Origin of the sequence: Azonexus hydrophilus (genome assembly GCF_038368255.1) — a bacterium.
Classification (GTDB): domain Bacteria; phylum Pseudomonadota; class Gammaproteobacteria; order Burkholderiales; family Rhodocyclaceae; genus Azonexus; species Azonexus hydrophilus.
In genome coordinates this window covers 2,100,786-2,124,861 of the sequence record NZ_CP151406.1, presented here as the reverse complement: position 1 = coordinate 2,124,861, position 24,076 = coordinate 2,100,786, and the positions used below count along the sequence as shown (strand labels likewise).

The following is a 24,076-nucleotide window of genomic DNA, read 5'->3' as shown; positions in this document are numbered from 1 at the left end:
CTTGGCGCGCGGGGCCTTCCAGCCCCGCGCTTCATGCCGTTTGTCAGGCGGCGATTTCGATGTTTTCAGCAAGGGCGGCGAGGCCATAGTCTTCGACGACATAGGCATCATTGCTGGACTCGTAGTTTTCGATCTGGTCGCGCTTTGCGTTGTCGATGATGGTGCGGCGACGTGCGCCGTCCTGGAAGTAGCGCGACAGGTTGTCGAAACGGGTGACGAGGATTGCGTTGGCCGGGAAGTTCGGCACGCGCGCTGCGGGCAGGCCGCCGACACGCTTTTGACTGACGATCACGTCGGCGGCCATCTTCTCGCTGTTGTCCTGAACCTTGTTGATCAGCGGGAAGTACTTGTCTGCCAACAGCGCGCGACCCATGATCGCGACCAGTTCGGTGTCTTCCTGGTACCAGGGGTCAATCAGGTTATTGACGATGTCGAAGACCAGGGCATCGAGGTTCTTGTAACCGGTGGCGGCCGTAGCGCCATCACCGATAACGATCTTGCCGGTGCTGCCGATCTGGCTGAGGACCCGCGCACCGCTGGCGTTTTCACGCATTTTCTGCAACCAGCCCTTGTTGACGTCCTGCAGCAGCGGGTTGGTTGCGCGGTTGGACGTCGCAGCGCGGCTGGTGCCGTTGAAGCCGATGGTGATGATGTCCAGCGACTGGCGACGAATGATCTGATCGCGGATCATGGTCTGGAAGTTTGGGAACTTGGCCCAGGCATCCAGCTTCGCGTACTTGATGGCGGTGTCGAAGTTGGTCTGGGTGCAGGTATAGCCTTGCTTGTCGAGGCTGGTCGGATCGGTCGGGACGCGGTCCTGCGAGGTGGTATCGGTCGTCGAAGCGATGGAGCTTCCGATGCCCAGGCCGATTTTTTCACCGGACTGCTCGGTGACGCCGAAATTGTTGATGCGGCTCAGGAAGTCAGAGGATTCCTGAATGTGGCCTTCGAGTTTTTGTTGGACGCTGGGTGCGACAGAGAACTTTTCGGTGACGTCGGGCACGCCGTTGAGTTGAGCGATGGCGGCCTTGAAAGCATTGAAGGCCAGGCGGGTTTCATTGCGCATGTTGATCTCCGGTTCTTGATGGGTGGCGACTGGTCAGCAGTCGGTGGTAACGGCGCCGCTGCCGCCAGTTGCCGGCGGACGGCTGGTGGCATCGCCATCGGTTTCCGACAGGGTCTTTTTCAGGTCGGCGAAGTCCTTCTGGGCGGCGACGAATTCTTCGGTGAGCTTCTTGACCTGGGCGCCGGCATCGGCGACCTGTTGCTCGAAGCTGGCGAAGTTGTCGAGCAGGGCTTTCTGCGACTCGGCGACGGCAGTGATCGCGTCGGCCTGGTCGGCAAAGCGGCCGTCGTTGTCCTTCTTGCTGAGGCCGAGCAGATCCTTGACCTTGGCGAAGAGGGTGTCGCCCGGCTTGGTCTCGGGCTTGGTTTCCGGTTCGAATTCGATCTCGATTTCTTCCTTGAAGCCGAAGCGTTCGCCAGCGGTGCCAGCGACGCTGAACTTCATCGACTCGGTGCCGATCGAGGCCGGGCGGTCAGTGAAGGCCAGGCCGCCGAGGTAGGCGACCCCCTTGCCGGCGAAGTCGCCGATGACCTCCATCGAGCAGAAGGCCTTCTTGCCTTTCTGCTGCAGGGCGACCAGTTCGTCGTTGGCGTCGACCACGGCCATGAGCTGCAGGCGCTTCTCGCCCATGATTTCGGTTTCGCGGGTGGATAGGCTGACGACCTTGCCGTAGGCACCGAAGACGCTGTCGGGCAGGCTGGACAGGTAGTGTTCGAGGTTGGCAACGGCGGTGTAGACCTTGGTGCTGTAATTGGCGGCCATCTGGGTCAGCCATTCGCGGCTGATCTTGCGGCCGTCGACGGTCGGGCCTTCGGTGGCGATGGCAAAGGGGCGGGAAAGGGGCATGGCGTCAGTCTCCGGGCGGTTATCTGTGGTGATCTGTGATGACCGGGCCAGTTTCGAGGACTCGCCGATATGGGGCAAAGGCTTGCGGGTGTAAGCCGTTTCCTTACTCCCGGCAATTGACTTGAGCCGTCTCGCGCGCGGGTAGCCTCGGTGCCCATGAATGCACCTTTGCCCACTGCTGCGATTCCTGCGGAGATCGATCCGCGACGCCGTGCCCGTGACCTTTACTGGCAGGGCTGGCGGATTTCGCGCATCGCGGAGCACCTGGCCGAGAAGGTTGCAACGGTTCATAGCTGGAAGCGCCGCGACGCGTGGGATACATACGAACCGATCCAGCGCGTCGAGTCAAGCCTCGAAGCCCGCATGATCCAGTTGGTCAACAAGTCGGACAAGGACGGGCGCGACTTCAAGGAAATCGACCTGATCGGCCGGCAGATGGAGCGCCTGGCGCGGGTACGGAAGTACTCGAACGGCGGCAACGAGGCCGACCTTAACCCGAACGTCGAAAACCGCAACGAGAAGACCCGGGCCGGCACACGCAAGGCGCCAGTGAAGAACGCGATCAGCGATGAGCAGCAGGATGCGCTGGTCGATGCCTTCATGAAGTCGCTGTTCCCGTATCAGGAGTCCTGGTACCGCGCGGGCCTGGTGCAGCGGGTGCGCAATCTCCTGAAGAGCCGGCAGATCGGGGCGACGTGGTACTTCGCCCGCGAGGCGTTGATCGATGCGGTGAAGACCGGGCGGAATCAGATTTTCTTGAGCGCGTCGAAGGCGCAGGCCTATGTCTTCCGCCAGTACATCAAGCAGTTTGCTGCCGATGCGGCCGACGTCGAGTTGAAGGGCGGCGACGTGATCGAGCTGGCGAACGGTGCCAGCCTCTACTTCCTGGGCACGAACAGCCGGACGGCGCAGAGCTATCACGGCAACGTGTACATGGACGAATACTTCTGGATTCCGAAGTTCCAGGAGTTCCGGAAGGTGGCGTCCGGGATGGCGATGCACAAGAAGTGGCGCCTGACCTATTTTTCGACGCCGTCGGCGATGTCGCATGAGGCCTATCCGTTCTGGACGGGCGATCTGTTCAACAAGGGCAGGGCGGCGAAGGACCGGATCAAGGTGGATGTGTCGGCATCGGCGCTGCGTGATGGGCGCCTGTGCGAGGACTTCCAGTGGCGCCAGATCGTGACGGTGATGGATGCGATTGCCGGCGGCTGCGACCTGTTCGATATCGAGGAGCTGCGCCGCGAGTACTCCCCGGAGGAGTTCCTCAATCTGCTGATGTGCCAGTTCATCGATGATGGCGAGAGCGTCTTCCCGCTGTCGACGATGCAACGCTGCATGGTCGATTCCTGGACCGACTGGGCGGATTTCAAGCCGTTCGCGGCCCGGCCGATGGGGCACCGCGAGGTCTGGATCGGGTACGACCCCAGCCGTTCAGGCGACAACGCGGCGCTTGTGGTCGTCTGCCCGCCGGCAGTACCGGGCGGGAAGTTCCGGATTCTCGATCGCGTGACGTTCGCTGGCATGCGCTACGAGGAACAGGCTGAGCGCATCCGCAAATTCACCGAGATCTACAACGTTGGCTACATCGGCATTGACCGCACCGGTATAGGCGACCTGGTCTATGAGCTGGTGCAGAACTTTTACCCGGGCGTGGTGGGCTTCCGCTACACGCCGGAGGTCAAAACCCGCCTGGTGCTCAAGGCGATGGACGTGGTCGGCAAGGGCCGGCTGGAGTTCGACGCCGGCTGGACGGATATGGCCGCTGCCTTTATGGCGATCAAGAAGACGACGACCGCGAGCGGCAACGCAATGACCTTCGAGGCCGGGCGCAGTGAAACCACCAGCCATGCCGATCTGGCGTGGGCAACGATGCACGCGCTGGCGCGCGAACCGCTGGAAGGCATGTCGGCCAGCAATCAATCTTCGATGGAGATTTTTGGATGAACAACGAACTGATGACCCCGGTTTTCCCTGAGGCCGCACCGGCGGCCAACGAGGTCCGCGTCGAGGCCTTTACCTTCGGCGATCCGGAGGCCGTGCTCGACCGGCGCGAGATCCTCGACATGCTGGAATGCCCGGACAACGGCAAATGGTACGAGCCGCCGATCAGCCTGGACGGCCTGGCGAAGTCGAGCCGGTCGGCGGTGCATCATGCCTCGGCGATGTACGTGAAGCGGAACATCCTGGTGAGCTGCTTTGAGCCGTCGCAGTACCTGTCGCGCAGTGATTTTTCGGTGTTCGCCCACGAATTCATCATCTTCGGCAATGCTTACCTGGAGCGCCGGGACAACCGCCTGCGCGAAGCGCTGCGCCTGGTGGCGCCCAAGGCCAAATACACCCGCCGTGGCCTGGAGGACGGGCAGTACTGGTACGTGCCGAAGTACAACGAGGAGCACCAGTTCCCGAAGGGCAAGGTCTTCCACCTGATGGAGCCGGACGTGAACCAGGACATCTACGGCCTGCCGGAATACATCCCGGCGCTACACAGCGCATGGCTGAACGAGAGCGCCACGCTGTTCCGCCGCAAGTACTACAAGAACGGCAGTCACGCCGGCTACATCCTCTACATGACCGATGCCGCCCAGAAGCAGGAGGACGTCGACGCGCTGCGCGAAGCGCTCAAGAGCGCCAAGGGGCCGGGCAACTTCCGCAACCTGTTCATGTACGCGCCGAACGGCAAGAAGGACGGCATCCAGATCATCCCGGTCAGCGAGGTGGCGGCGAAGGATGACTTCGCCAACATCAAGAACGTCACCCGTGACGACATGCTCGCCATGCACCGCACGCCGCCCCAGTTGATGGGCATCGTCCCCGGCAATACCGGCGGCTTCGGCGACGCAGCCACCGCCGCCCGCGTGTTCAACGCGAACGAGATCCTGCCGCTGCAGGCGCGCTTGCTTGAGGTCAATGACTGGATGGGCGAAGAGGTAATCCGCTTCAAGCCCTACGCGCTGGCCGAGGCCGGCGCATCGGCTACGGCACCGGAGAAGATCCCGGCGCGATGAATCAAAACCCGATCAAGAAAAAGGCCGGGAATCCCCGGCCTTTTTTTCATTTCCTAAGCCCTCGCTCAGCTTCATCGAGGAAGGTGGTCATATCTCGGTGGATTGAATAAATCAATTCAGCCAGAGGCCTGCCCCTCGGGATATCGGCTTCGTTACACCCCATCATCAGACAAACAAGGGCATCCAGCCCGGCATTGACGCCCTTCGCCCGGTCGATGGCATCCGCTACTCTCATCAGATCACGCGTCATGATCAAACCCCCTTCGCCGGTTGGCCGCATGAAAGCTCGGTCTCGATCTCAGCCAGGTCAAGTGTCGGCACGCCGAGCGTCAGATTGATCTGGCGGAAATGCAGGTAAAGGTTCTTCCGTTCGGCGGCGGTTTCGGCCGTCACCAGAAGCCGTAGCAGCTTGCGGCTGTGCTCCTGCAGCTTCAGCGTGTCGCGCATGCTCAGGCCGTCGCGCATCAGCTTCACACCACGCACCGGCAACACATGCGCCGCCTTCTCGCGCAACTCGGCCTGCAGCTTCTCGCGCAGCGTCTTCTCGGCCTGGATGAAGTAGCGGCGAACTGCCCGGCCGATTTCGTTGTTTTCGATCATGGCGAGTTCCTTGGCCATGTCGATGCTCAGATGGTAATCGGTCCGTTTTTTCCCTGGCTTGCCGTCCGACCTATTTCCCGAAACGGGGAAATAGTCCTCCCCCTCGACGAAGCCGTATTGCTCGATCCGGTCGGTGATCCACGTCCCGAAAACACGACCGACCTGCAGCGCAGCATGCAGGTCCCGTGCGTTGCAAATCGGCAGGGTTTCGGCCTCGACTTCTGCGGTCAACAGCGGAATCAATGCATTTTCCATGACTCAGCCCTCCACCAGATCAGCCAGCGCCATCTTGGCGCGGAACAGGCGCAGCGCAGAGGCCGGCGTACCGACCGGCTTGATGCTGGCTGCAACGGGCGGCTGCAGGCCGGGCAGGGCGAGCGCATCGGTCAAGGCTTCTGCGGTCGACGGCACCAGCGCGGTGTAATTCACCGGTCCGGCAGAAGAGCGAATACGTACAGAGAATGCCCGCATCGGGCGAGAAGCGGCGCGGTGCGCCTGTTGCTGAACAGCCATGATGGCCTCCTTACGATTTCAGGAAATGCCCACCGTAAGCGGGGTGGGGGAGCGCTCCTAGGTGCGTAAGCAACCTCCGGGTCCTCGCGGATACCCGACACTCCCCCATTGATCGGTGGAGCAGAAACAACAAACCCGCCTGACTGGGCGGGGGTACAGCTTACGAACTTTAGGAGCGCTCATTCTCAATGTGCAACACATCGATGTCAAGTGTTACATTTTGCGATTTGCATAAACAAGGGGCTCACATGGAACCGACTGCGACGCCAGCCAGCGGCTGGGAAATTCTCTTCTTCTTCGTCGGGGTTGTTTTGTGGCCTGTGGTTTGGCGATACATCGCCAGTAGGCAACGGAAATACGGAAAAAAAGGGTTAGTTGCTCATTTGATGGGTGCCGCAGCGGGTTTCTGTGTCTTTTTCTCCATCGTTTTCATCTTGGTCGCTTTCAGTTCTGACACCGGATGGATTGGCGCCTACGGGTTCGCAATCTTTACGCTGTGGGGGCTGCGCGCATGGACATCACCGCCCAAAGATAAAACACCACGCACCGTACCGGATAAGCCAGCATCTAACGCGCTTGCGGCCCGCAATGATATCTACACGGGCGCCCCAACTGATTACGAAGGCGAGGGGTCTGATCTGATCAGGAAGTTCGCCAATAAGCCAAGCGCGGAAGAGCAGGCCTTGATAGATCAATCGCGTATTGAATCAATCATGGCCTCAAAACGTGCAGGAGCAACCCGCAAAAAGGACATGAAGTCTCGGGGTGAGCAGATTGGCGAGCCGATATGGATGGAAGAGTTTCGGCGTGAAAACAGAAAGCTCATCGAGAAGGAGAGCCGATCGAGCGGCAGCCGTCAGCGCAAGAGCAAGAAGGTGGCCGTTACCGGCTCCATCTCGTTCGACTACATGGACATCGACCTGAACTATTCGAGCCGGGTTGTCGACGTAACACAGGTTGATGACCGCCATTTCAGCGGCTACTGCCGCAGCTCAAGGGCGTTCAGGACGTTCCTGATTTCAGGTGTGCAGTCCGACGTGACCGATACCGACACTGGCGAAGTCATGTCCATCGACGACTGGATCGAGAGCGCTAGCCAGTCAGCGCTCAAAAAATAGGCAGGTTGTAAGGAATCTGCACAAGAAATAGGCAATTCCGCCCCAGAGCGCGCGCACGAGACCCCGCCTCGCCCACCCGCTTTTCGCATAAAAAAACTTGCAGCATGCAGACAGGCAAGCCAACGGCGCCACTGGGCGGGGCATCGGGGAATGGTCCCTCCCGAGTTCATGCGGATTCGTGCGCCGTAGACATGCGCGGAAGGGAAAGACCATCGATGGCGGGTAGGTCGTCCAGGCCAAGAGGTGTCTCTTCGGGAGTTGGTCACAAAGGTAACGGCCTGTTTTTTGTTGATGTATCGCGTTGATTTATAAGGATATTTCTCATGACCAAACAAAGGTAACAAGAGGTAAGCGATAGAGCGAAAAAAAGTAATGTCGTTGATTTTTAACGGAATTTTTCTTGGCCCTTATAACCTCAAAATTCGGTAATCACATAACCCTTGAGTTACCAGAAAATCACCATTTTGTATTTGTCATGAGGCCTTGTGCAGTCTGTGTTTTCATTGATTTATAGATAAAAGTTACCTTTGTTACCTTATTCCGATTACCCCCTTCATGCTTGGGCGCTGTGGTTTTCGCGCTTATCGTACGCATGCGCATGTGACGAGGCCCTTCATGCAGCACATGCTGCTCGCCAAGGGTGTTGGCGCCGGGTACTATGAGCATCAATCAACGCCGGATAACGGTATCAATGACGGTATCCAGAGGCGCACCGATCAGCGAAGCCCCGCCAGTCAAGGCTTGCAGCGCCCTGGCGATCATTGAGTGGGAATGATCCTGCGATAGACAAAAAAAACGCCCCTGGATTCCAGGGGCGTTTTTCTTTAACCGTTTGTCGGTGGCAGCTTTTCGCTGTTGCGGACAAAGCTGACGATCAGGGTGATCACTGTCAGCGGCAGAACATAGCTGAGCATGGTCGAGGAGAATGCGGCCAGGCTGTCGTGCTGGGTGGCGGCCAGTACGAGGTAGGCCGTATAGGCGACGTAATACGCGATGAACACACCGCCTTCCCAGCGGGCGATCTCGCGGCCGGTTACGACGATGGGCAGGCAGGCGAAACCGACGGCCAGCATGACCCACAGGTCGAAGTTGCGCGCCGCTTCGGAAACGATGATGCCGCCGTCGGCGATCAGGCTGGAGAAGCCGAGAACGGCAAGTACGTTGAAGATGTTGCTGCCGACCACGTTGCCAACGGCAATGTCGCGTTCGCCACGCCAGGCGGCAACCAGCGAGGTGGCGATTTCCGGCATCGAGGTCCCGACGGCGACGACGGTCAGACCGATGACCAGATCGCTGACACCAAAGGCCTTGGCCACTGCGACAGCGGAATCGACCAGCCAGTCGGCACCGACGACCAGCAAGCCCAGTCCCCCCAGAACCAGCAGAAGCTGCACGCTCCAGTGGGCATCCCAGCGGCTGTTGGTATCTGGCATTTCGTCGGCGAACTCGGCTTCGGTTTCCTTGCTGGCCCGGCGCGACTGCGTGACCAGGAAGACCGTGTAGACGACGACCAGCGCGAAGAGCAGGGCGCCTTCGCCGCGGCCGATGTTGCCGTCCATGGCAAAAACCACGAACAACAGGAAGGTGCCGATCATGATCGGGATTTCCTGGCGGATGAGCTGCTCGTTGACCGCCAGCGGTACGATCAAGGCCGACAAGCCAAGGATCAGCAGGATGTTGGCGATATTGCTGCCGACCACGTTGCCGATCGCCAGATCGCCACTACCGTTGAGCGCGGCGCCGGCAGAAACGGCCATTTCCGGCGCGCTGGTACCGAAGGCGACGATGGTCAGGCCGACGACCAGCGGCGAAATGCCAAAGGTCAGGGCCAGCCGCGCTGCACCGCGGACCATCAACTCGGCGCCCAGGGTCAGGGCGGCGAGGCCGAGGATAAACATCAGAATGTGTTCGAACATGATCGCAATACGAGAGCGTTGGGAGGAAGTGCTTTTCAGGGCTGCGGTATACTACGCCTCCGCTTCGCTCGCCACATCGAATAATGACTTCGGAAAATACTGTTGATATCCAGCCGTCAGGTTTGAGCGACGAATATTTCATGCGCGAGGCCATTTCCCTGGCCCGCGCGGCGGAGTGTCTCGGTGAGGTTCCGGTTGGCGCTATCGTCGTTCTCGACGGAGAAATCGTCGGTCGTGGCTTCAATTCGCCGATCGGCGAGCACGATCCAACCGCGCATGCTGAAATTGCAGCCTTGCGCGACGCAGCCAGGACACTGGGCAACTACCGTTTGCCAGGCTGCGAACTGTACGTGACGCTCGAACCCTGCGCGATGTGCGCCGGTGCGATCATGCATGCGAGAATCAGCCGGGTCATTTACGGCGCGCGCGATCCGAAAACCGGGGTTCATGGCAGCGTGGTCGATCTGTTCGGGGTTCAGCGACTGAATCATCATGCCAGCGTCGAAGGCGGCATTCTCGCCGACGAATGCAGCCAGTTGCTGTCCGCCTTCTTTGCCGGGCGGCGCCGGAAAACGACATGAAACTCATGATCTCGGTCGCCCGTCAGCGTCTGCAAGTGGTGGACGACGATGGCGCGCTCCTGAAGGAATACGCCGTGTCGACCGCCAAGGCCGGGGTCGGCGAGCAGTCGGGCAGTTACCGGACGCCACGCGGATTGCACATCATCCGTGCCAAGATCGGTGCCGGTCAGGCCGCCAATACCGTATTCGTCCGCCGCCGGCCGACCGGGGAAATCTGGACGCCGGAACTGGCTGAGCAATTTCCCGGACGCGACTGGATCCTGACGCGCATCCTCTGGTTGTCGGGCTGCGAAACCGGCCACAATCGCCTTGGTTGCGTCGATACGATGCGCCGCTACGTCTATATCCACGGCTCGCCGGATACGGCGCAAATGGGTATGCCCGGGTCGCATGGCTGCGTACGCATGCGCAACGCCGACATCATCGAACTGTTTGAACAGGTGCCGTGCTATACGGCCGTCGAAATCCGCGAAGACTGAGTTTGGCTGCCGTCTGCGGCAAAGCTTTTCTCGTACAACACCATGTCGCCGGCGGCATTGCGCAGCAGTAGCGTCGAAGCGCGCGTGCCGTAATCAGGCGATTGCACGAAAACTGCCGACAGCAGCCTTTCCCAGGCCAGCGGCACGCCGGTATCCGGCAGGCGGTCGTCGGCTTCGATGCTGCGGTCAGCCAGGAGTTCGAAGAAGGCGGTTTCATCGGGTAGCCGATCGAGCGCCCGGGAAAAGCTCTCGCGCGCCTTGAGCAGCTTCGGCCAGGGCGTGTCCAGCCGGTGGTTGGATAATCCATAAACGCCCGGGTTCAGGATCTGGTGGCCGGGGTCGCGGTTGGAGGCATAAACCAGCGTTTCACGGTCGGCGAGCAGCAGGTTGAAGCCCGAGTAATCGCCCGGCGTCAGCGCTTCGGCGTAGATCTGGGCCGCTTGCTGGTCGAGCAGGAAACGCGCCGTGAGTTCACCACGCGAGCGCTTTCCCTTGGTAGCACCCGGCTCACGCACATTGGTCACGGCGGCAAAGCGACCGTCGCGGGTGGCGCCCAGCCAGGTGCCGCCGGCTTCGAGATCGCGCCCGCCAAACACCCGCGCATCGTCGTCCCAAAAGGCGGCTGGCGCCGTCGGCCGGGCATGAAACTCATCGCGGTTGGCGGCAACCACCAGCGGGTAAGCCGGATGGACCTGCCAGCCGACCAGGATCAGGCACATCGATCCTGGTCAGGCCGGATTGACCGCGCTGGCTGTCACTTCCTGGCCGTCCCGGCTGCCGAGGCGCAGGTTGCCGGCGTAGTTGGACTGAACTACCGCCAGCGCCACGTGACCACCGGCCGGCGAGGGCGCACCCAGCATGATCTTGCCGCTGGCCTGCTCCAGGTTGTCGGGTGAAAACAGATCGGCGCCGGCGGGCAAGGGAACATCGCCGCTCAGGCGGTAGAGATGGCGCTTGACCTTGCCCAGGTACTGCGTGCGAGCGACGATTTCCTGGCCCGGGTAGCAGCCCTTGTTGAAACTGACGCCGCCAATCTTTTCGAAATCCGCCATCTGCGGCACGAATTCTTCCTTGGTGGCCAGGCTGACCAAGGGGAAGGCAGCCTGCACATCCAGCCAGCGCCAGGCCGGCAAGCCGGCCGGCCGGGCCTTGACGCCGAGCTTCTGCCAGAGGGCAGGCAAGGCGGTCACCGGGGCAGCCAGGACGTAACGTTGCGCGTCGAGATGAATGATGCTGGTGCCGTCACCGCTGCTCGTGGCGCGCATGACGCTCTCGGGAATCGGCAGCCCGGCATCGGCCAGCGCTTCGGCAGCTTGCCGGCCGGCCAGGCCGAGCAGGATCGTGTCGCTTTCCACCTGCAGCTTGACCTTGGCGCGCAGGATGAACATCTGCAGCCGCTTGGCGGTGGCTTCGAGTAGATCGGCTGCCAGCAACATCCGGTAGCTTTCGTTCTCGTGCCAGACGACAAAGCTGGCCTGCATCCGTCCCTTGGCCGTACACCAGCCGGCATGCTGGGCAGCGCCCTGGGCGAGATGATTGACGTCACTGGTCAGTTGGCCGTGCAGGAAAGTTTTGGCCTCGTCGCCGCTGGCGGAGATGCTCGCCAGATGCGTCAACGGCACGAGGACGGTTTGCCGGCTGGCTGCCAGCAATTCCGCCTGGGCGTCACCGAAGTGCAGGACTTCCGGAACATCTGCGGCAAAGCAGGCGTCGGTCGATTCGAGAAAGCTGCGCCAATGGGGATTCATGAGGGCTCCTTGAGGTTTGGGCTATTATATCGCCCGTTTCGGTGCACGCTTTCGTGCGCACATCCATGCTCGTTCCGACGGGCAAGACCAGCCAAAGCGTCACGAGTTCCCATGCGTCTTGTTTTTCGTCTTGTTGCCCTGTTGTTGATTGCCGCCATCGGTTTGGCCGCCAGCTTCGTCTGGTGGACCCAGCAGCCGATCGAGGTTTCCGAAAATGCGCTTGAATTCCGCGTCATGCCGGGCAGCAGCCTGCGGGCAGCGGTCAGGCAGATGAACGAGGCCGGCTTGTCGGTCGATGCCGACCTGTTCGTCCTGCTCGCCCGCTGGCAAGGGAAAAGCGGCGCAATCAAGCCGGGTACCTACGGCACTTCGGTCGGCGAAACACCGCTCAGCCTGCTCGAAAAACTGGCCAGCGGCAAAGTCATCCAGGCCAGCATCACGCTGGTCGAGGGCTGGACTTTCCGCCAGTTCCGCGCCCGGCTCGATGCTCATCCGGCGTTGCGGCACGATACGCTGGGCATGAGCGAAGCGCAGATCATCGCCCGTCTGGGATTGCCGCTAAGCAGTCTGGAAGGCAGGCTGTTTCCTGATACTTACCTGTTCGACAAGGAGTCGAGCGATCTCGAACTGATCGCCCGGGCAGTTGCCTCGATGCAGGCGCGACTGGACGAAACCTGGTTGCAACGTCCGGCGGGCCTGCCGTACAAGACGGCAGACGATGTCCTGACCATGGCCTCGATCATCGAGAAGGAAACCGGCCGTGAGGAAGACCGCGCCCATGTCGCTGCCGTCTTCGTCAACCGACTGCGCATCGGCATGCGCCTGCAGACCGATCCGACGGTCATCTACGGCCTGGGCGAGGCTTTCGACGGCAATCTGCGCAAGATTCACCTGCAGACCGATACGCCCTACAACACCTATACGCGCGCTGGCCTGCCGCCGACGCCGATCGCCATGCCGGGGCTGGCCTCGCTGCGTGCGGCAATTTCACCGGCTGACAGCAATGCCATCTATTTCGTCGCGCGCGGCGACGGCACCAGCCAGTTTTCACGAACACTCGACGAGCACAACCGTGCCGTGAACCGTTACCAGAGAGGCGGAAAATGAGGGGCAAATTCATCACTTTCGAAGGCATCGACGGGGCCGGCAAGAGCAGCCATGTCGAGTGGCTGGCCGAGACCCTGCGCGGTCGCGGTCTCACGGTCCTGGTCACGCGTGAGCCGGGTGGTACCCCGTTGGGTGAAAAGCTGCGTGAGTTGCTGCTCAATGAATCGATGCACCTGGAAACGGAAACCTTATTGATGTTCGCCGCCCGCCGGGAACACCTGGCCCAGCGTATCGAACCGGCGCTGGCGCGGGGAGAGTGGGTCATCTGCGATCGTTTCAGCGATGCCACCTGGGCCTACCAGGGTGGCGGGCGCGGCCTCGACAAGGCCAAGTTCCTGGCGCTCGAACACTGGGTCCATGAACATCTGCAGCCGGACCTGACCCTGCTGTTCGACCTGCCGCTCGAAGTTGCGCGGGAGCGCATCGTTCTGGCCAACCGCGTGCTCGACAAATTCGAGCAGGAGCGCGCCGATTTTCATCACCGCGTCCGCCAGGCCTACCTGGATCGCGCCCAGGCCAGCCCGTCGAGAATTCGCACGGTGGCTGCCGAAAACAGCATCGAGAAAATTCGCAAACAACTTGAAGTTATCGTTTCAAGTATCTGTTAATGAAAATTTTAGAGATACATTCCGACGCCTGGGCAAGCCTGCAGTCCCGGCGGGAACGCTTGCCGCATGCCCTGTTGCTGATCGGTCAGAAAGGCCTGGGTAAATTCGCGCTGGCCCGCGAGTTCGCCGCCTCTCTTTTGTGTGAGAGCCGCAGCATCGACGGCACGGCCTGTGGTCATTGCCTGGCTTGTAACTGGTTTGCCCAGGGTAACCATCCGGATTTCCGCTTGCTGCAACCGGAAGCGCTTGCCGCAACCAGCGAGGTGGAAGAGGGCAAGAAAAAGCCCAGCCAGCAGATCACCATTGACCAGATTCGCAGCCTTGACGAATTCCTGGGGGTCGGCAGTCACCGTGGCGGACTCAGTATCGTATTGATCAATCCGGCCGAAGCAATGAACCGGAACGCCGCGAATTCTATCTTGAAAATACTTGAAGAGCCGCCGCCAAATATATTGTTTTTATTGGTTTCTGGCGAGCCATCTGGCTTGCTGCCGACGATACGCAGCCGCTGCCAGACCCTGGCCGTGGCAACGCCGCCGCAACCGGTTTCGGTGGCTGCGCTCAAGGCATCCGGCATTGCCGACGCTGAGCGCTGGCTGGCGCTCAGCGGGGGGTCACCGCGCTTTGCCGAAGAAATGGCTGCCGCCGGGCAGGGGAGTTGGCTCGATATCCTGATCGCTCGTCTGCAGGAAGGGCGTAACGTGTCACCGCTGCAAATGGCCGGCGATCTGGAAAAAGCGATCAAGGACAGCAAGGGCAATCTGCAACTCAAACAGGTTGTCGAGGCCATGCAGAAGTGGCTGGTAGACCTCAATCTGAGCAAGCATGGCCTGACGGCGAGATATTTTCTGGGCCAACAAGCCAAAATCGGCATGCTGGCTGATATGATTCCCTCCGTTCGACTGATCACTTTCTATCGAAACATGAACCTGCGTCGCCAGGAAGCAGAGCAACCGCTGAATGCGCGGCTCTTCCTGGAAAGCATTTTTCTGGACTACCGAGCACTGTTTTCCGCAGATCGAGGATGAGCGAAGCCAAAACCGCCCCGCAGCGCCCCAGCGTCCTGTCGCTGAACATCAACTCGAAATCCGCCCTCTACGCGGCCTTCATGCCGCACCTCCGCCATGGCGGGATCTTCATCCCGACCACACGCGGCTATACCCTGGGCGATGAAGTCTTCATGCTGCTGTCCCTGATGGACGACCCGACCAAGCTGCCGATTGCCGGCACCGTGATCTGGGTGACGCCGGCCGGCGCCCAGAACGGTCGCGCGCAGGGGATCGGTGTGCATTTCAACGACGACGAGAGCGGCCAGGAAGCACGCCGCAAGATCGAAGGGCTGCTCGGCGGCGTACTGCAGTCGGCCCGCCCAACGCACACGCTTTGATCCGGCCGATGCTGGTCGACTCGCACTGTCATCTCGATTTTCCCGGGCTTGCCGAGCGCTTGCCGGACGTCCTTGCCGCCATGCGGGCCAATGATGTCGGCGCCGCGCTGTGCATCGGCGTCAACCTCGAAGATTTTCCCCGGGTTCTGGCCGTTGCCGAGCAGTCCCCGATTCTCTACGCGACGGTGGGGGTTCATCCCGAATACACAGACGCCGAAGAGCCGGACGAGGGCCGTCTGCTGGCGCTGGCCAGCCATCCCAAAGTCCTCGGCATCGGTGAAACCGGACTGGACTACTACTGGCACAAGGATAAACCCGAGTGGCAGCGGGCCCGTTTCCGTACCCACATCCGCGCCGCCTTGCGTTGCGGCAAACCCCTGGTCGTGCATACCCGCGAGTCGGCCGAAGACACCATCCGCATCCTGCGCGAGGAGGGGGCTTCCGCTATCGGCGGGGTCATGCATTGCTTCACCGAGAACTGGGAAATCGCTCAACAGGCGCTGGACATCGGCTTCCATCTCTCCTTTTCCGGCATCGTCACATTCAAGAATGCGCACATCGTCAAGGATGTGGCACGCCGATGTCCGCTCGACCGCCTGCTGATCGAAACCGATGCGCCGTACCTGGCGCCCGCACCATATCGCGGCAAACCGAACGAACCGGCTTACGTGCGCTATGTTGCCGAGGAAATATCCCGGCTGCGTGAACAGCCGCTTGAAACCATTGCCGCTGCAAGCACCGAGAATTTCAGGCGCCTGTTCCGTCCGGAGACATGAAAATGCTGAAGAAAACGCTGGTTGCCGTACTGTTCGCCACCACCATGCCGCTGTTTGCCCATGGCAGCACCTACGACGATCTGATCCAGGGGGCCAGACTGGGCGACACCAACGCCATTGGCCGGCTGCTGGCCCGTGGCGCTTCGGCAGACACGACGGACATCGAGGGCAATACACTGCTGATGCTGGCTGCCCGCGACGGCCATGCGCAACTGGCCGGATTACTGGTCAATCACCGAGCCAAACTCAACGCCCGTAACGCTGCCGGCGACACGGCCCTGGCCCTGGCGGCATTGCGTGGGCACCAACGCATTGTCGAAGTCCTGGTCGCAGCAGGAGCATCCCAGGAAGTTCCGGGCTGGCCGCCGCTCGTTTATGCGGCTTTTGGTGGCCATCAGGAGATTGTCGCCTTCCTTTTGCGCCACGGCGCCAATGTAGATGCGGTCAGCGAAAGCGGCATGTCTGCGCTGATGGCGGCAGCACGGGGAGGTTTCCGGCCCATCGTCAACGCCTTGCTTGCAGCGAAGGCGAACACGGAACTGCGAACCGACCGCGGTGAGTCTGCGCTGGATATTGCGCTTCGCTTCAACAATACGGATATCGCCGAACAATTGCGCGCCGTGTCAGCCCAGCAAGTAACGAAACCGACTCAGTAGATAGAAACACCAAGGTTCTAATGACAGGAGTCGGGCGAAGTGAAAATTGAGCTGCATGGCAATGGCATTTTTGCGTCGTGGCAAGAGCTTGCATTCTTGAACTCAAGTAGTTCTGCAGTTCCGGTGGAAAATTTACTTCTCTACTTTGGAAGTAATACTTTCTCTATTCGACCGACTGATCTAATATTTCCACATTGCAGCCGTAGCACCTTTCGGTATTTTTCACTGATTAGGAGTTGCGCATGGCGGGAGTTGGAAGGTCACCCAGATCATCGCTCAGACGGTCAATCCCTGATGCCTATCGGGCCCGAGGACATCGCGTAAGCAATCTTTGGCTTGTTTATAGCCCGAAGACGGATAGAGATTGGCTCCTTCCAAGCGATCGGCAACTAGTTCATTGGCTAGTTTTTCTTGAGTCTAATCGCGAGGTGTTGTCATTCGATTTGGCTCCTGAACCGGTTATCTCTCATGACGCCAAAGAGCCCCGGGCAACAGAGTTAGACGCAATAGCAATTTACCGTGACAGGCATGTGGAGTGGCATGAGGTCAAAGCTGGTACAACCCTCCAAGAAACTGATCGTTCTCAGTTTCAAGCTCAGGTTACCGCTGCACGCGAGGCAGGTGCCGCGTACCGAATTATAAACGATGAGGATCTCGGTCCGAACGCAAGGCTAGCAATGCGATGGCTTAAAGCCATTGGTTTTGCGGCAGCTATTCGGGGGCAAGAGCATGCTCCATGCCGTTCAGCTCTCGTCGCATACCTGAACAACAAAAAAAACGGTTACGTCAGATTGATAGTTTCCGAACTGCAAGCTTTCGATTCCTCTGTTGTTCTTGGAATGTTGGTACGCCTGTCTATCTCGGGGATAGTCTATTTGAACCTGGAAGATCGGTCATTTGGGTTGGGTACCAATTGGAGGCTTTATGGCGAGTAATCGTTGGAGCCGTGCCGAAGCGACAGGTTTCCCTCCAATTGCTACTTGGCCAACGGTTGAAATCAGTTTACTTGATTCGCGCTCAGCAGAGTTGTTTGAGGCGAAGGTTATGGCTGTAACGCTTTATCTCACTGGCGTTCCAACTGGTGAGATACAAGAGCGAACCGGAATTCCTCGCTGGGATCTTCCTCGTATGGTCAAGCGCTGCTTGGAACTTGCTTCAGATGGCCAAATATTGGGCTTCCGAGCACTCATTCCATATGTGAGGGTTGTTCCTTATACTCGGAAGAAGGAGGTGCAAGCAAAGCGCCCTCAACAAAAAGCGGGGCATTCAGGAGCTCTAGGCGCCTTGCTCTCCAGGTTCCCAAAGATTAATGACGAACTTGTGCTGCTCATCAAAAAGGAAGCAAAAACCAAGAAAATTAATGAGCAAAAAATTCGCGCTATTACACTGCACCACATCTTTCTCGACTATCTGCGAGAACATGGTGTAACAAAAACTGAATGGCCGTTTAACACCTTGTACCTTGGGATTAGATCAATTCAGAGTTTCATGAAAGATGTGCTTAATGCTAATTTCGGCAGAGGCGTCTATGCCAGAGAAGAAAAGGCAGCAAAAGCCCATCTCGCGGTAGGCAAGGGCGTTGAGCCTCTATTAGCCTTCGATGAACCCTTCGACGCAGTTGAAATTGATGCGTACTCGATCAATGCATTCTTCACTGTTCTATTTGCAACTCCCGAAGGTACAGAAACTGAGGTCTTGTTAGACCGCATGTGGCTCATTGCCGCCATAGATAGGGCTTCAACGGCAGTGCTGGCTTATTCAATTGTATATAGCAGCGAGGTCAGCGCAGATGATGTTGTACATGTAATCAGGAATGCTGTCGGCAAAAAGTGGGAACCGAAAAATCTCACCATTTCCGGATTGGAGTACCCGGCGAGCGCAGGCCTGCCTAGTGGTGTAATTCCAGAGTGTTTTGGGGCAAATTGGGGGTGCCTATTATTAGATGGTGCATTGGCACATCTTGCAAAATCTGTCAGAGAGTCTGCTAGGCGTTCCCTTGGTTTCGCATTAAATTGGGGACCGGTAGGGCATTTCGAGCGGCGTCCGAACGTCGAACGACTATTTAAAAGTATCTCTGACGATATATTTCGCCGGCTTCCGTCTACTACGGGTGCCAATCCTGGGACAGGGAGGGCAGATAAGGCCGAAGAGAAGGCCGTCCGCTACAAAATCCGTGCAAAAGATGCTGAAGAGTTTGTCGATGTATATTTTGCGCAATTTAACGCGACTCCTAGTGCTGGGATTTCCTATCTTTCTCCGCTTGAGTTCATTCGATATTTTACGGAGAGTGAGGAGGCACATTTCTTGGCCCGACATCTACCCAAACCGGTCACTGCGAGCCCCATTATTCCATGCTTTAAGGAATGCGTTGTTCGTGGAGGTATGCGTACCGGAAGGCGCCCTTATGTTCAGATAGACCAAGTTCGCTATACGAGTTACCTGCTTGGTGAGACTGCGGCTCTAATTGGAAAGAAAATTACGGTCGACATTGACGAGGAGGATATGCGTCAAGTAAAGGCATTTCTCCCAAATGGTGCTGAATTAGGATTCCTTAAGGCAAGTGGAAGGTGGTCACAAACAAAACACAGCCGAAAAACCAGAAAGGCAATCAATAGTCTGATTCACCGAAGAATATTAGTTTTGTCCGAATTCGATGACCCAGTACAGGCGTATCTTCGGTATCTTTCGCTGCCGAAAAAAAAGGCGGGGGTTTCAACACCTACCCCGCCACCAAGTAAAGCAATGGAAGCAGTACGAGTCAGTCGTGAAGGCGAACTGCCATTACTTATAGAGCCGACAAAGAGTGGCACTGATAGTTTTTTGGGAAGCCGTTCAAGGACGAGCGAAGCGTCAGCATTAATGGATGCCCCCGCGCTAGATCTCAATCTGTTGGTCAATCGAAAGCGCTAATCGGAGGAACGAATGGCGACTATTACGGTACCGCGAGAGTTGAACTTGTCTGACGACCAAAGAGTTGACATGCTCAACGAGCATCCAATTATCATAAAAGATTATACCGTCCTTACGCCGATGATTAGCAAGACCTATAGTCTGGTGCGCGAGCGGGTCTGGACACGGAGAACAGGGGCATTTCTATATTCCCGGCCACGCATGGGGAAAACTCGCTGTGCGGCAGTTTTACAGCGCCTTCTGTCTATCGAGTTTCCCAATGTACACATTACTAGGCTTAGCGCTGATCAGCGTAGAACATCATCTGACACTGGCTTGGTTTCTGATTTGCTTGACGCAGAAGGATTGGTCGTAAAAAAACGGCAAACATACAAGGAGATGCTTTCCCACTTGCTCGTTCACATACGTACCGCTGTGAGTGCACGAGCAGGCAAACAATTTGTGTTATTGATCGATGAAATGCAAATGCTGTCCGAAGCAGATCTCCGAGTTCTATTGGTATTGCACAATCGGCTTGAAATGTCTGATATCGCAATGACCACTATCGGATTTGCACAGCCAGAAATTCTGGAAACACGATCAGCTCTATTAACCACCAAGTCCTTCAATTTGATCGCACGTTTTCTGAGCGAACCAATACCTTTTGACGGATGTGCCGGACGAGAGGACTTGTCGACGATTTTGGTGGCCTACGATAATGAAAAGCGATTTCCAGAAGATAGCACTTGGACCTATACACGTTTTTTTCTTCCCGAGGCATACGAGTCCGGATTTAGGCTTAAGGACTACACACCTATTATCTGGCCTGCTTTGATAGAGGCCTCCAAGTCTCTAGGGACAGGAACTGTTCCCATGGAGCACCTCACAAGAACCGTGGAGTACTTGTTACTTTCAAATCGAAAGAAAGATGCAGCAACATTTCGGCTAAACGACGACATGGTAAGCGCTGCCGTAGCTTCAAGTAATTTGGCGGAATTCTGCGGATTAATGTCGCAATAGCGGCTTGTTGAACTCTGATGCTGATTTTTTCCAGAACGCTATGCACGAGAGACTAACTTGGCATCCGTTTGATCCGGCTCCTTATGAATCGGCTTGGAGCATTTTTTGCAAGCTTATCGCCCTAAACTTTTGCAAACCGGCTGATATTGCAAATGCAATAAGGAGGAGTGGGGGGGCAGAATTAATATCTCTTGCATTTCGCGATTGTGACTGGATTGATTTTGATCGTTTTAGTGAATTAACTGGGGTGGCGTCGAATCGGCTTAAGGCTGGTTTTCTGCAAGAGTTGGGCTTCCCGGTATTTCCGCCTCGCTTTCGTGCCGAAGGAGTTCGGTTTTGTCCAGAATGTTTAAAATTTGGCTATCACTGCAGTCTTTTCGATCTGGCTCTGGTTACAGAATGCCCAATACACAAAAAGACGCTCCAAAAAGGATGTGCCGTTTGTTATAAGGCTGTTGCAAAAAACGGGCTTGTTCGCGAATTATCTCCTCATAGAATTAATGGTGGTGTTATTCACGATTCTGCATGGAGGTCGGATATCTACACTTCGAAATGCGGGCATCTCTATTTCGATCCAGAGAAGGTACTCGGGATCAGTCGTTTTGATTTCAATCAGCGGCGCGAAGTGAATACGGCTTGTGAGGAATTCATGAAGTGGTGGAGAAAAGCATTTACGAGTTCGAAAGCTTCACCTGGCCTAATAGCAAGATTGGCACAAACGACTTTCGAAGAGCGGGATGAAAGCGCCCTTAGGTTAATCATGGATATTTCCCAAAAATTGGCAGGCAAATGCCCGTGGCCTACTTCGATAGCTCCTTCAGACGCAAGCTGGGTTACCTTACGGCGTACACAATTAAATCCAAGCAGCGGAAGTCATTCAATCGAATTTAATAGTGATCTAGGGAAAATATACCGATCTGTTAGGCGCCATATATTTAAAAAATACATTCAGCCATCGCATTTGATCTGTTGGCGGGAAATAGCAGCATATGATCGTGAAATGTCTAGGGAAATCAACAGTCAAAGTATTTGTGTTATGGTTCTAGCCTTCATGTCTTGGCGCATGAGCATCGAAGGATTTTCAAATATTGAAGCTTTTGGCGTAAAGAGGCCATACCACACGAATCTATTTTCATTTAACTTCGTCGAAAATACGGCAACAGAACTTGCCAACTTTTGGTACGCGCAATTTTTCGCTATTCTCGGCTGGATTGAAGATAAGTTTAAAGCTGGAGGAAATTTTTATATAGAAAGATTCGATAGGGTACCCAGATTCGTCGGAAGTGCGGAGTTTGTGCCTGATATTGAGCAGGGATCCAATAGCGGGACTTGGTACATTGTCTTTCCTAGTAAAGATCGGGCGACAAGCATCGCTGCAAAATGTTGTAAAGATAGAACCAGAGGTGACGAATTGATGCTTGATGCAAGTGCCGCCAATCAGAGGTTCAGTTGGGAGTGGAACGACTATAATTCGAGTTTCAACAGGCATAATGCACTGTTCCGGATCATAGATGAGGCGAGCTTTGCTAGAACTTACACACACCTGTATGTATAGTGAGCCTGAATATTAGAGGCCACACTATAAAAATTTGGATAAGAGGAATAATGTCAAACGAAGTGGAGCAGGGGAGTAGTGGCAATTCCCGCTCGTCGGCCAATCCGGCCATTGCCCCATTGGCTGGTGTCAGACAGCAATCTAGCGCATACCTGCCGTTCAGCGTCTAATGGCCCCGAACGGCAGCTTCTTCATCTGGTGAATACGTACTCGACCCTGAGCTGACATTCGTCTTTCGGGAAGCTACGGTAGCAATCGCCTCGTTGCGGCCGTTCGAGTCTCGTTGATTCCAAGGGCGTGATGAGAGGGAGGGCTTGTATTAAATGAGACGACCGGTCTAAAATGTGCGCATGGACATACAGCATTCCCAGCTCCGCAAACGTGGCCGCCCGCCAAAGCGGCCCGAAGACACGCTCGAAACGCGCGAGCTCCTGCTTCGCGCCGGGCTTGAGGTGCTCACCGAGAAGGGGTTCGCGGCGACGGGCATCGACGAAGTGCTCAAGCGGGTTGGCGTACCGAAGGGTTCCTTCTATCACTACTTCGATAGCAAGGAAGCTTTCGGGGCTGCGCTGATAGATCGTTACGCGAGCTACTTTGTCCGCAAGCTGGAGCGCCATTTCATTGACGAATCAATGACACCACTCGATCGCCTGAGGGCGTTTGTCGACGACGCACAAGCCGGCATGGCGCGGCACGATTTCCGCCGCGGCTGCCTGATCGGTAATCTCGGTCAGGAGATGGCGGCCCTGCCGGAGAGCTTTCGGGCGCTTCTCAACGCCGTGTTTGACGACTGGGAGCGACGCCTTGCCCGTTGTCTCGAAGCGGCGCAACGGGACGGTCAGATTCCTGCCGCGGTTGATTGCACGCAACAAGCCAGCTTTTTCTGGATCGGCTGGGAAGGCGCGGTCTTGCGCGCCAAACTTGAACGTAGTGCCAAACCGCTCGATATCTTTGCACGGGGATTTTTCACCGGGCTGCAGTGGGCCTAATTTTTTTGACTTTTTATAGACGACCGGTCTAAATCATAGAGGAGATGAACATGTTCAAAGGCATTCTGATCGAGAAGGATGACGCCGGCTATCGCGCCAATCTCAAGGACATCGACGATGCGCAGTTGCCCGAGGGCGAAGTCACCGTCCGCGTCAGTCACTCGACGCTCAACTACAAGGACGGTCTTGCCATCACCGGCAAGGGGCCGGTGGTTCGACGCTTCCCGATGGTGCCGGGCATCGATCTGGTCGGCACCATCGAATCGAGCACCCACGCCGATTACCAGCCGGGCGACAGCGTGCTGCTGAACGGCTGGGGCGTCGGCGAGGGACACTGGGGCGGGCTCGCCCAGAAGGCACGGCTCAAGGGCGACTGGCTGGTTCCGCTGCCCAAGCAGTTTTCGCCGCAGCAGGCCATGGCGATCGGCACCGCCGGTTATACCGCCATGCTGTGCGTGCTGGCGCTGGAGCGCCACGGGGTGATGCCGGCGCACGGGGAAATCCTCGTTTCCGGCGCTGCCGGTGGCGTCGGCAGCGTGGCAACTACCGTCTTGGCGAAGCTTGGTTATACGGTGGTAGCGGTCAGCGGACGGACCGAGGAAGCCGATTACCTGAAACGACTGGGCGCAAGCGAAGTGCTCAATCGCGCGGAATTCTCGTCGCCGGGCAAACCGCTGGGCAAGGAACGTTGGGGCGGCGCCGTCGATGTCGTCGGCAGTCACACCCTGGCAAACATCTGCGCCACCACCAAGTATCGCGGCGTGGTAACGGCATGCGGGCTGGCCGGCGGGATGGATTTTCCGGCGACGGTCGCGCCGTTCATCCTTCGTGGCGTGACGCTGGCCGGTATTGACAGCGTGATGTGCCCGCGGCCGGATCGCCTTGAGGCTTGGCGTCGCCTAGGCATCGATCTCGATGTTTCCAAGCTGGAGATGATCAGCACCGAGATTTCGCTTGCTGATGCCATTCCGACAGCTGCGAAGCTCATCGACGGTAAAATTCGCGGCCGCGTGATCGTTGACGTCAATCGATAAGTGTTGGTGACTCGCCGTAGCAGTCAAACTGTTTGACCATGTGCCCCAGGTCGGCATAGGTCAAATTGTAGTAATAGGCTGCCCGGCGGGTTTCTACATTGACCTGCCCTAGTGTGTCCATACTAGAGCGATGGGTGACTGACCGATTCAGGTTCGTCGCATACGTTGGCTCCAGTTAGC

25 protein-coding genes are annotated in these 24,076 nt (G+C 57.5%); 17 read left to right on the top strand and 8 right to left on the bottom strand.

The genetic code is table 11. From position 1 onward, the window contains the following. Positions 1 to 43: 43 nt before the first annotated feature. Positions 44 to 1,066, bottom strand: a complete 1,023-nt coding sequence (locus AADV58_RS10140; RefSeq protein WP_341743084.1) for a phage major capsid protein, P2 family — start codon at positions 1,064 to 1,066, stop codon at positions 44 to 46. Between the two features lie 33 nt (positions 1,067 to 1,099). Further along, a complete protein-coding gene (locus AADV58_RS10135; protein WP_341743083.1) occupies positions 1,100 to 1,912 on the bottom strand; it encodes a GPO family capsid scaffolding protein in 813 nt (270 codons plus the stop codon). Positions 1,913 to 2,080: 168 nt separating this feature from the next. Here AADV58_RS10135 and AADV58_RS10130 point away from each other — a divergent pair, with 168 nt between their 5' ends. Both AADV58_RS10130 and AADV58_RS10125 read left to right on the top strand, forming a co-directional pair. Beyond that, complete coding sequence (locus tag AADV58_RS10130) at positions 2,081 to 3,859, top strand: terminase ATPase subunit family protein (protein WP_424243849.1); 1,779 nt, start codon at positions 2,081 to 2,083, stop codon at positions 3,857 to 3,859. Beyond that, entirely contained in the window at positions 3,856 to 4,920 is a 1,065-nt protein-coding gene (locus AADV58_RS10125; protein WP_341743081.1) for a phage portal protein, read from the top strand. Before AADV58_RS10130 ends, AADV58_RS10125 begins: the two co-directional genes overlap by 4 nt. 46 nt (positions 4,921 to 4,966) lie before the next feature. On the opposite strand, the gene AADV58_RS10120 is transcribed toward AADV58_RS10125, so the two are convergent. Genes AADV58_RS10120 through AADV58_RS10110 form a run of 3 tightly spaced genes read right to left on the bottom strand, consistent with a single transcriptional unit; the run spans position 4,967 to position 6,033 of the window. Beyond that, the gene (locus AADV58_RS10120; RefSeq protein ID WP_341743080.1) at positions 4,967 to 5,170 is read right to left on the bottom strand and encodes a hypothetical protein; all 204 of its coding nucleotides are present in this window, start codon (positions 5,168 to 5,170) and stop codon (positions 4,967 to 4,969) included. A 2-nt stretch (positions 5,171 to 5,172) separates the two neighbouring features. Continuing rightward, entirely contained in the window at positions 5,173 to 5,775 is a 603-nt protein-coding gene (locus AADV58_RS10115) for an antA/AntB antirepressor family protein (RefSeq protein ID WP_341743079.1), read from the bottom strand. A gap of 3 nt (positions 5,776 to 5,778) precedes the next feature. Then, positions 5,779 to 6,033, bottom strand: coding sequence for a hypothetical protein (locus AADV58_RS10110; RefSeq protein WP_341743078.1), 255 nt, complete (start codon positions 6,031 to 6,033; stop codon positions 5,779 to 5,781). 248 nt (positions 6,034 to 6,281) lie between these two features. On the opposite strand from AADV58_RS10110, the gene AADV58_RS10105 reads away from it, so the two are divergent. Further along, positions 6,282 to 7,151, top strand: a complete 870-nt coding sequence (locus AADV58_RS10105; protein ID WP_341743077.1) for a hypothetical protein — start codon at positions 6,282 to 6,284, stop codon at positions 7,149 to 7,151. Positions 7,152 to 7,766: 615 nt separating this feature from the next. Further along, positions 7,767 to 7,916, top strand: coding sequence for a hypothetical protein (locus tag AADV58_RS10100; RefSeq protein WP_341743076.1), 150 nt, complete (start codon positions 7,767 to 7,769; stop codon positions 7,914 to 7,916). 59 nt (positions 7,917 to 7,975) lie between these two features. On the opposite strand, the gene AADV58_RS10095 is transcribed toward AADV58_RS10100, so the two are convergent. Next, positions 7,976 to 9,067, bottom strand: coding sequence for a calcium/sodium antiporter (locus tag AADV58_RS10095; protein WP_281982695.1), 1,092 nt, complete (start codon positions 9,065 to 9,067; stop codon positions 7,976 to 7,978). 83 nt (positions 9,068 to 9,150) lie between these two features. Between AADV58_RS10095 and tadA the strand changes: the two genes are divergently transcribed. Continuing rightward, positions 9,151 to 9,648 (top strand): tRNA adenosine(34) deaminase TadA, encoded by a 498-nt coding sequence (gene tadA / locus AADV58_RS10090; protein ID WP_424243807.1) that lies wholly within the window; start codon positions 9,151 to 9,153, stop codon positions 9,646 to 9,648. Then, positions 9,645 to 10,127 (top strand): L,D-transpeptidase, encoded by a 483-nt coding sequence (locus tag AADV58_RS10085; RefSeq protein ID WP_341743075.1) that lies wholly within the window; start codon positions 9,645 to 9,647, stop codon positions 10,125 to 10,127. Before tadA ends, AADV58_RS10085 begins: the two co-directional genes overlap by 4 nt. Here AADV58_RS10085 and AADV58_RS10080 read toward each other — a convergent pair. Both AADV58_RS10080 and AADV58_RS10075 read right to left on the bottom strand, forming a co-directional pair. Further along, positions 10,097 to 10,846: an NRDE family protein gene (locus AADV58_RS10080; RefSeq protein WP_341743074.1), complete on the bottom strand. Its 750-nt coding sequence runs from the start codon at positions 10,844 to 10,846 to the stop codon at positions 10,097 to 10,099. The two genes, AADV58_RS10085 and AADV58_RS10080, sit on opposite strands and share 31 nt — an antisense overlap. A gap of 9 nt (positions 10,847 to 10,855) precedes the next feature. Next, positions 10,856 to 11,875, bottom strand: coding sequence for a folate-binding protein YgfZ (locus tag AADV58_RS10075; protein WP_341743073.1), 1,020 nt, complete (start codon positions 11,873 to 11,875; stop codon positions 10,856 to 10,858). A gap of 111 nt (positions 11,876 to 11,986) precedes the next feature. On the opposite strand from AADV58_RS10075, the gene mltG reads away from it, so the two are divergent. The 11 genes from mltG (at position 11,987) to AADV58_RS10020 (ending at position 23,896) form a co-directional block, all read left to right on the top strand. Further along, a complete protein-coding gene (gene mltG / locus AADV58_RS10070; protein WP_341743072.1) occupies positions 11,987 to 12,982 on the top strand; it encodes an endolytic transglycosylase MltG in 996 nt (331 codons plus the stop codon). After that, positions 12,979 to 13,590, top strand: coding sequence for a dTMP kinase (gene tmk / locus AADV58_RS10065; protein WP_341743071.1), 612 nt, complete (start codon positions 12,979 to 12,981; stop codon positions 13,588 to 13,590). Before mltG ends, tmk begins: the two co-directional genes overlap by 4 nt. Then, positions 13,590 to 14,618 (top strand): DNA polymerase III subunit delta', encoded by a 1,029-nt coding sequence (gene holB / locus AADV58_RS10060; RefSeq protein WP_341743070.1) that lies wholly within the window; start codon positions 13,590 to 13,592, stop codon positions 14,616 to 14,618. The genes tmk and holB overlap by 1 nt, the downstream gene beginning before the upstream one ends. Continuing rightward, positions 14,615 to 14,977, top strand: a complete 363-nt coding sequence (locus AADV58_RS10055; protein ID WP_028995586.1) for a PilZ domain-containing protein — start codon at positions 14,615 to 14,617, stop codon at positions 14,975 to 14,977. Before holB ends, AADV58_RS10055 begins: the two co-directional genes overlap by 4 nt. Positions 14,978 to 14,985: 8 nt before the next feature. Then, complete coding sequence (locus tag AADV58_RS10050) at positions 14,986 to 15,753, top strand: TatD family hydrolase (RefSeq protein WP_341743069.1); 768 nt, start codon at positions 14,986 to 14,988, stop codon at positions 15,751 to 15,753. Positions 15,754 to 15,755: 2 nt separating this feature from the next. Next, positions 15,756 to 16,409: an ankyrin repeat domain-containing protein gene (locus AADV58_RS10045; RefSeq protein ID WP_157272515.1), complete on the top strand. Its 654-nt coding sequence runs from the start codon at positions 15,756 to 15,758 to the stop codon at positions 16,407 to 16,409. Positions 16,410 to 17,333: 924 nt separating this feature from the next. Beyond that, complete coding sequence (locus AADV58_RS10040; protein ID WP_341743068.1) at positions 17,334 to 19,319, top strand: hypothetical protein; 1,986 nt, start codon at positions 17,334 to 17,336, stop codon at positions 19,317 to 19,319. Positions 19,320 to 19,331: 12 nt separating this feature from the next. Next, complete coding sequence (locus AADV58_RS10035) at positions 19,332 to 20,318, top strand: ATP-binding protein (protein ID WP_341743067.1); 987 nt, start codon at positions 19,332 to 19,334, stop codon at positions 20,316 to 20,318. 4 nt (positions 20,319 to 20,322) lie between these two features. Further along, positions 20,323 to 21,873, top strand: coding sequence for a hypothetical protein (locus tag AADV58_RS10030; protein ID WP_341743066.1), 1,551 nt, complete (start codon positions 20,323 to 20,325; stop codon positions 21,871 to 21,873). A 350-nt stretch (positions 21,874 to 22,223) separates the two neighbouring features. Next, a complete protein-coding gene (locus AADV58_RS10025; RefSeq protein ID WP_168943193.1) occupies positions 22,224 to 22,862 on the top strand; it encodes a TetR/AcrR family transcriptional regulator in 639 nt (212 codons plus the stop codon). Between the two features lie 50 nt (positions 22,863 to 22,912). After that, the gene (locus tag AADV58_RS10020) at positions 22,913 to 23,896 is read left to right on the top strand and encodes an MDR family oxidoreductase (protein WP_168943194.1); all 984 of its coding nucleotides are present in this window, start codon (positions 22,913 to 22,915) and stop codon (positions 23,894 to 23,896) included. The last annotated feature ends 180 nt before the right edge of the window (positions 23,897 to 24,076 follow it).

Bases quoted from the DNA above. Each gene is read 5' to 3' on its own strand.
- AADV58_RS10140 (WP_341743084.1), bottom strand. From the start codon at position 1,066: ATGCGCAATGAAACCCGCCTGGCCTTCAATGCTTTCAAGGCCGCCATC.
- AADV58_RS10135 (WP_341743083.1), bottom strand. From the start codon at position 1,912: ATGCCCCTTTCCCGCCCCTTTGCCATCGCCACCGAAGGCCCGACCGTC.
- AADV58_RS10125 (WP_341743081.1), top strand. From the start codon at position 3,856: ATGAACAACGAACTGATGACCCCGGTTTTCCCTGAGGCCGCACCGGCG.
- AADV58_RS10120 (WP_341743080.1), bottom strand. From the start codon at position 5,170: ATGACGCGTGATCTGATGAGAGTAGCGGATGCCATCGACCGGGCGAAG.
- AADV58_RS10115 (WP_341743079.1), bottom strand. From the start codon at position 5,775: ATGGAAAATGCATTGATTCCGCTGTTGACCGCAGAAGTCGAGGCCGAA.
- AADV58_RS10110 (WP_341743078.1), bottom strand. From the start codon at position 6,033: ATGGCTGTTCAGCAACAGGCGCACCGCGCCGCTTCTCGCCCGATGCGG.
- AADV58_RS10105 (WP_341743077.1), top strand. From the start codon at position 6,282: ATGGAACCGACTGCGACGCCAGCCAGCGGCTGGGAAATTCTCTTCTTC.
- AADV58_RS10100 (WP_341743076.1), top strand. From the start codon at position 7,767: ATGCAGCACATGCTGCTCGCCAAGGGTGTTGGCGCCGGGTACTATGAG.
- AADV58_RS10095 (WP_281982695.1), bottom strand. From the start codon at position 9,067: ATGTTCGAACACATTCTGATGTTTATCCTCGGCCTCGCCGCCCTGACC.
- tadA (WP_424243807.1), top strand. From the start codon at position 9,151: ATGACTTCGGAAAATACTGTTGATATCCAGCCGTCAGGTTTGAGCGAC.
- AADV58_RS10085 (WP_341743075.1), top strand. From the start codon at position 9,645: ATGAAACTCATGATCTCGGTCGCCCGTCAGCGTCTGCAAGTGGTGGAC.
- AADV58_RS10080 (WP_341743074.1), bottom strand. From the start codon at position 10,846: ATGTGCCTGATCCTGGTCGGCTGGCAGGTCCATCCGGCTTACCCGCTG.
- AADV58_RS10075 (WP_341743073.1), bottom strand. From the start codon at position 11,875: ATGAATCCCCATTGGCGCAGCTTTCTCGAATCGACCGACGCCTGCTTT.
- mltG (WP_341743072.1), top strand. From the start codon at position 11,987: ATGCGTCTTGTTTTTCGTCTTGTTGCCCTGTTGTTGATTGCCGCCATC.
- tmk (WP_341743071.1), top strand. From the start codon at position 12,979: ATGAGGGGCAAATTCATCACTTTCGAAGGCATCGACGGGGCCGGCAAG.
- holB (WP_341743070.1), top strand. From the start codon at position 13,590: ATGAAAATTTTAGAGATACATTCCGACGCCTGGGCAAGCCTGCAGTCC.
- AADV58_RS10055 (WP_028995586.1), top strand. From the start codon at position 14,615: ATGAGCGAAGCCAAAACCGCCCCGCAGCGCCCCAGCGTCCTGTCGCTG.
- AADV58_RS10050 (WP_341743069.1), top strand. From the start codon at position 14,986: ATGCTGGTCGACTCGCACTGTCATCTCGATTTTCCCGGGCTTGCCGAG.
- AADV58_RS10045 (WP_157272515.1), top strand. From the start codon at position 15,756: ATGCTGAAGAAAACGCTGGTTGCCGTACTGTTCGCCACCACCATGCCG.
- AADV58_RS10040 (WP_341743068.1), top strand. From the start codon at position 17,334: ATGGCGAGTAATCGTTGGAGCCGTGCCGAAGCGACAGGTTTCCCTCCA.
- AADV58_RS10035 (WP_341743067.1), top strand. From the start codon at position 19,332: ATGGCGACTATTACGGTACCGCGAGAGTTGAACTTGTCTGACGACCAA.
- AADV58_RS10025 (WP_168943193.1), top strand. From the start codon at position 22,224: ATGGACATACAGCATTCCCAGCTCCGCAAACGTGGCCGCCCGCCAAAG.
- AADV58_RS10020 (WP_168943194.1), top strand. From the start codon at position 22,913: ATGTTCAAAGGCATTCTGATCGAGAAGGATGACGCCGGCTATCGCGCC.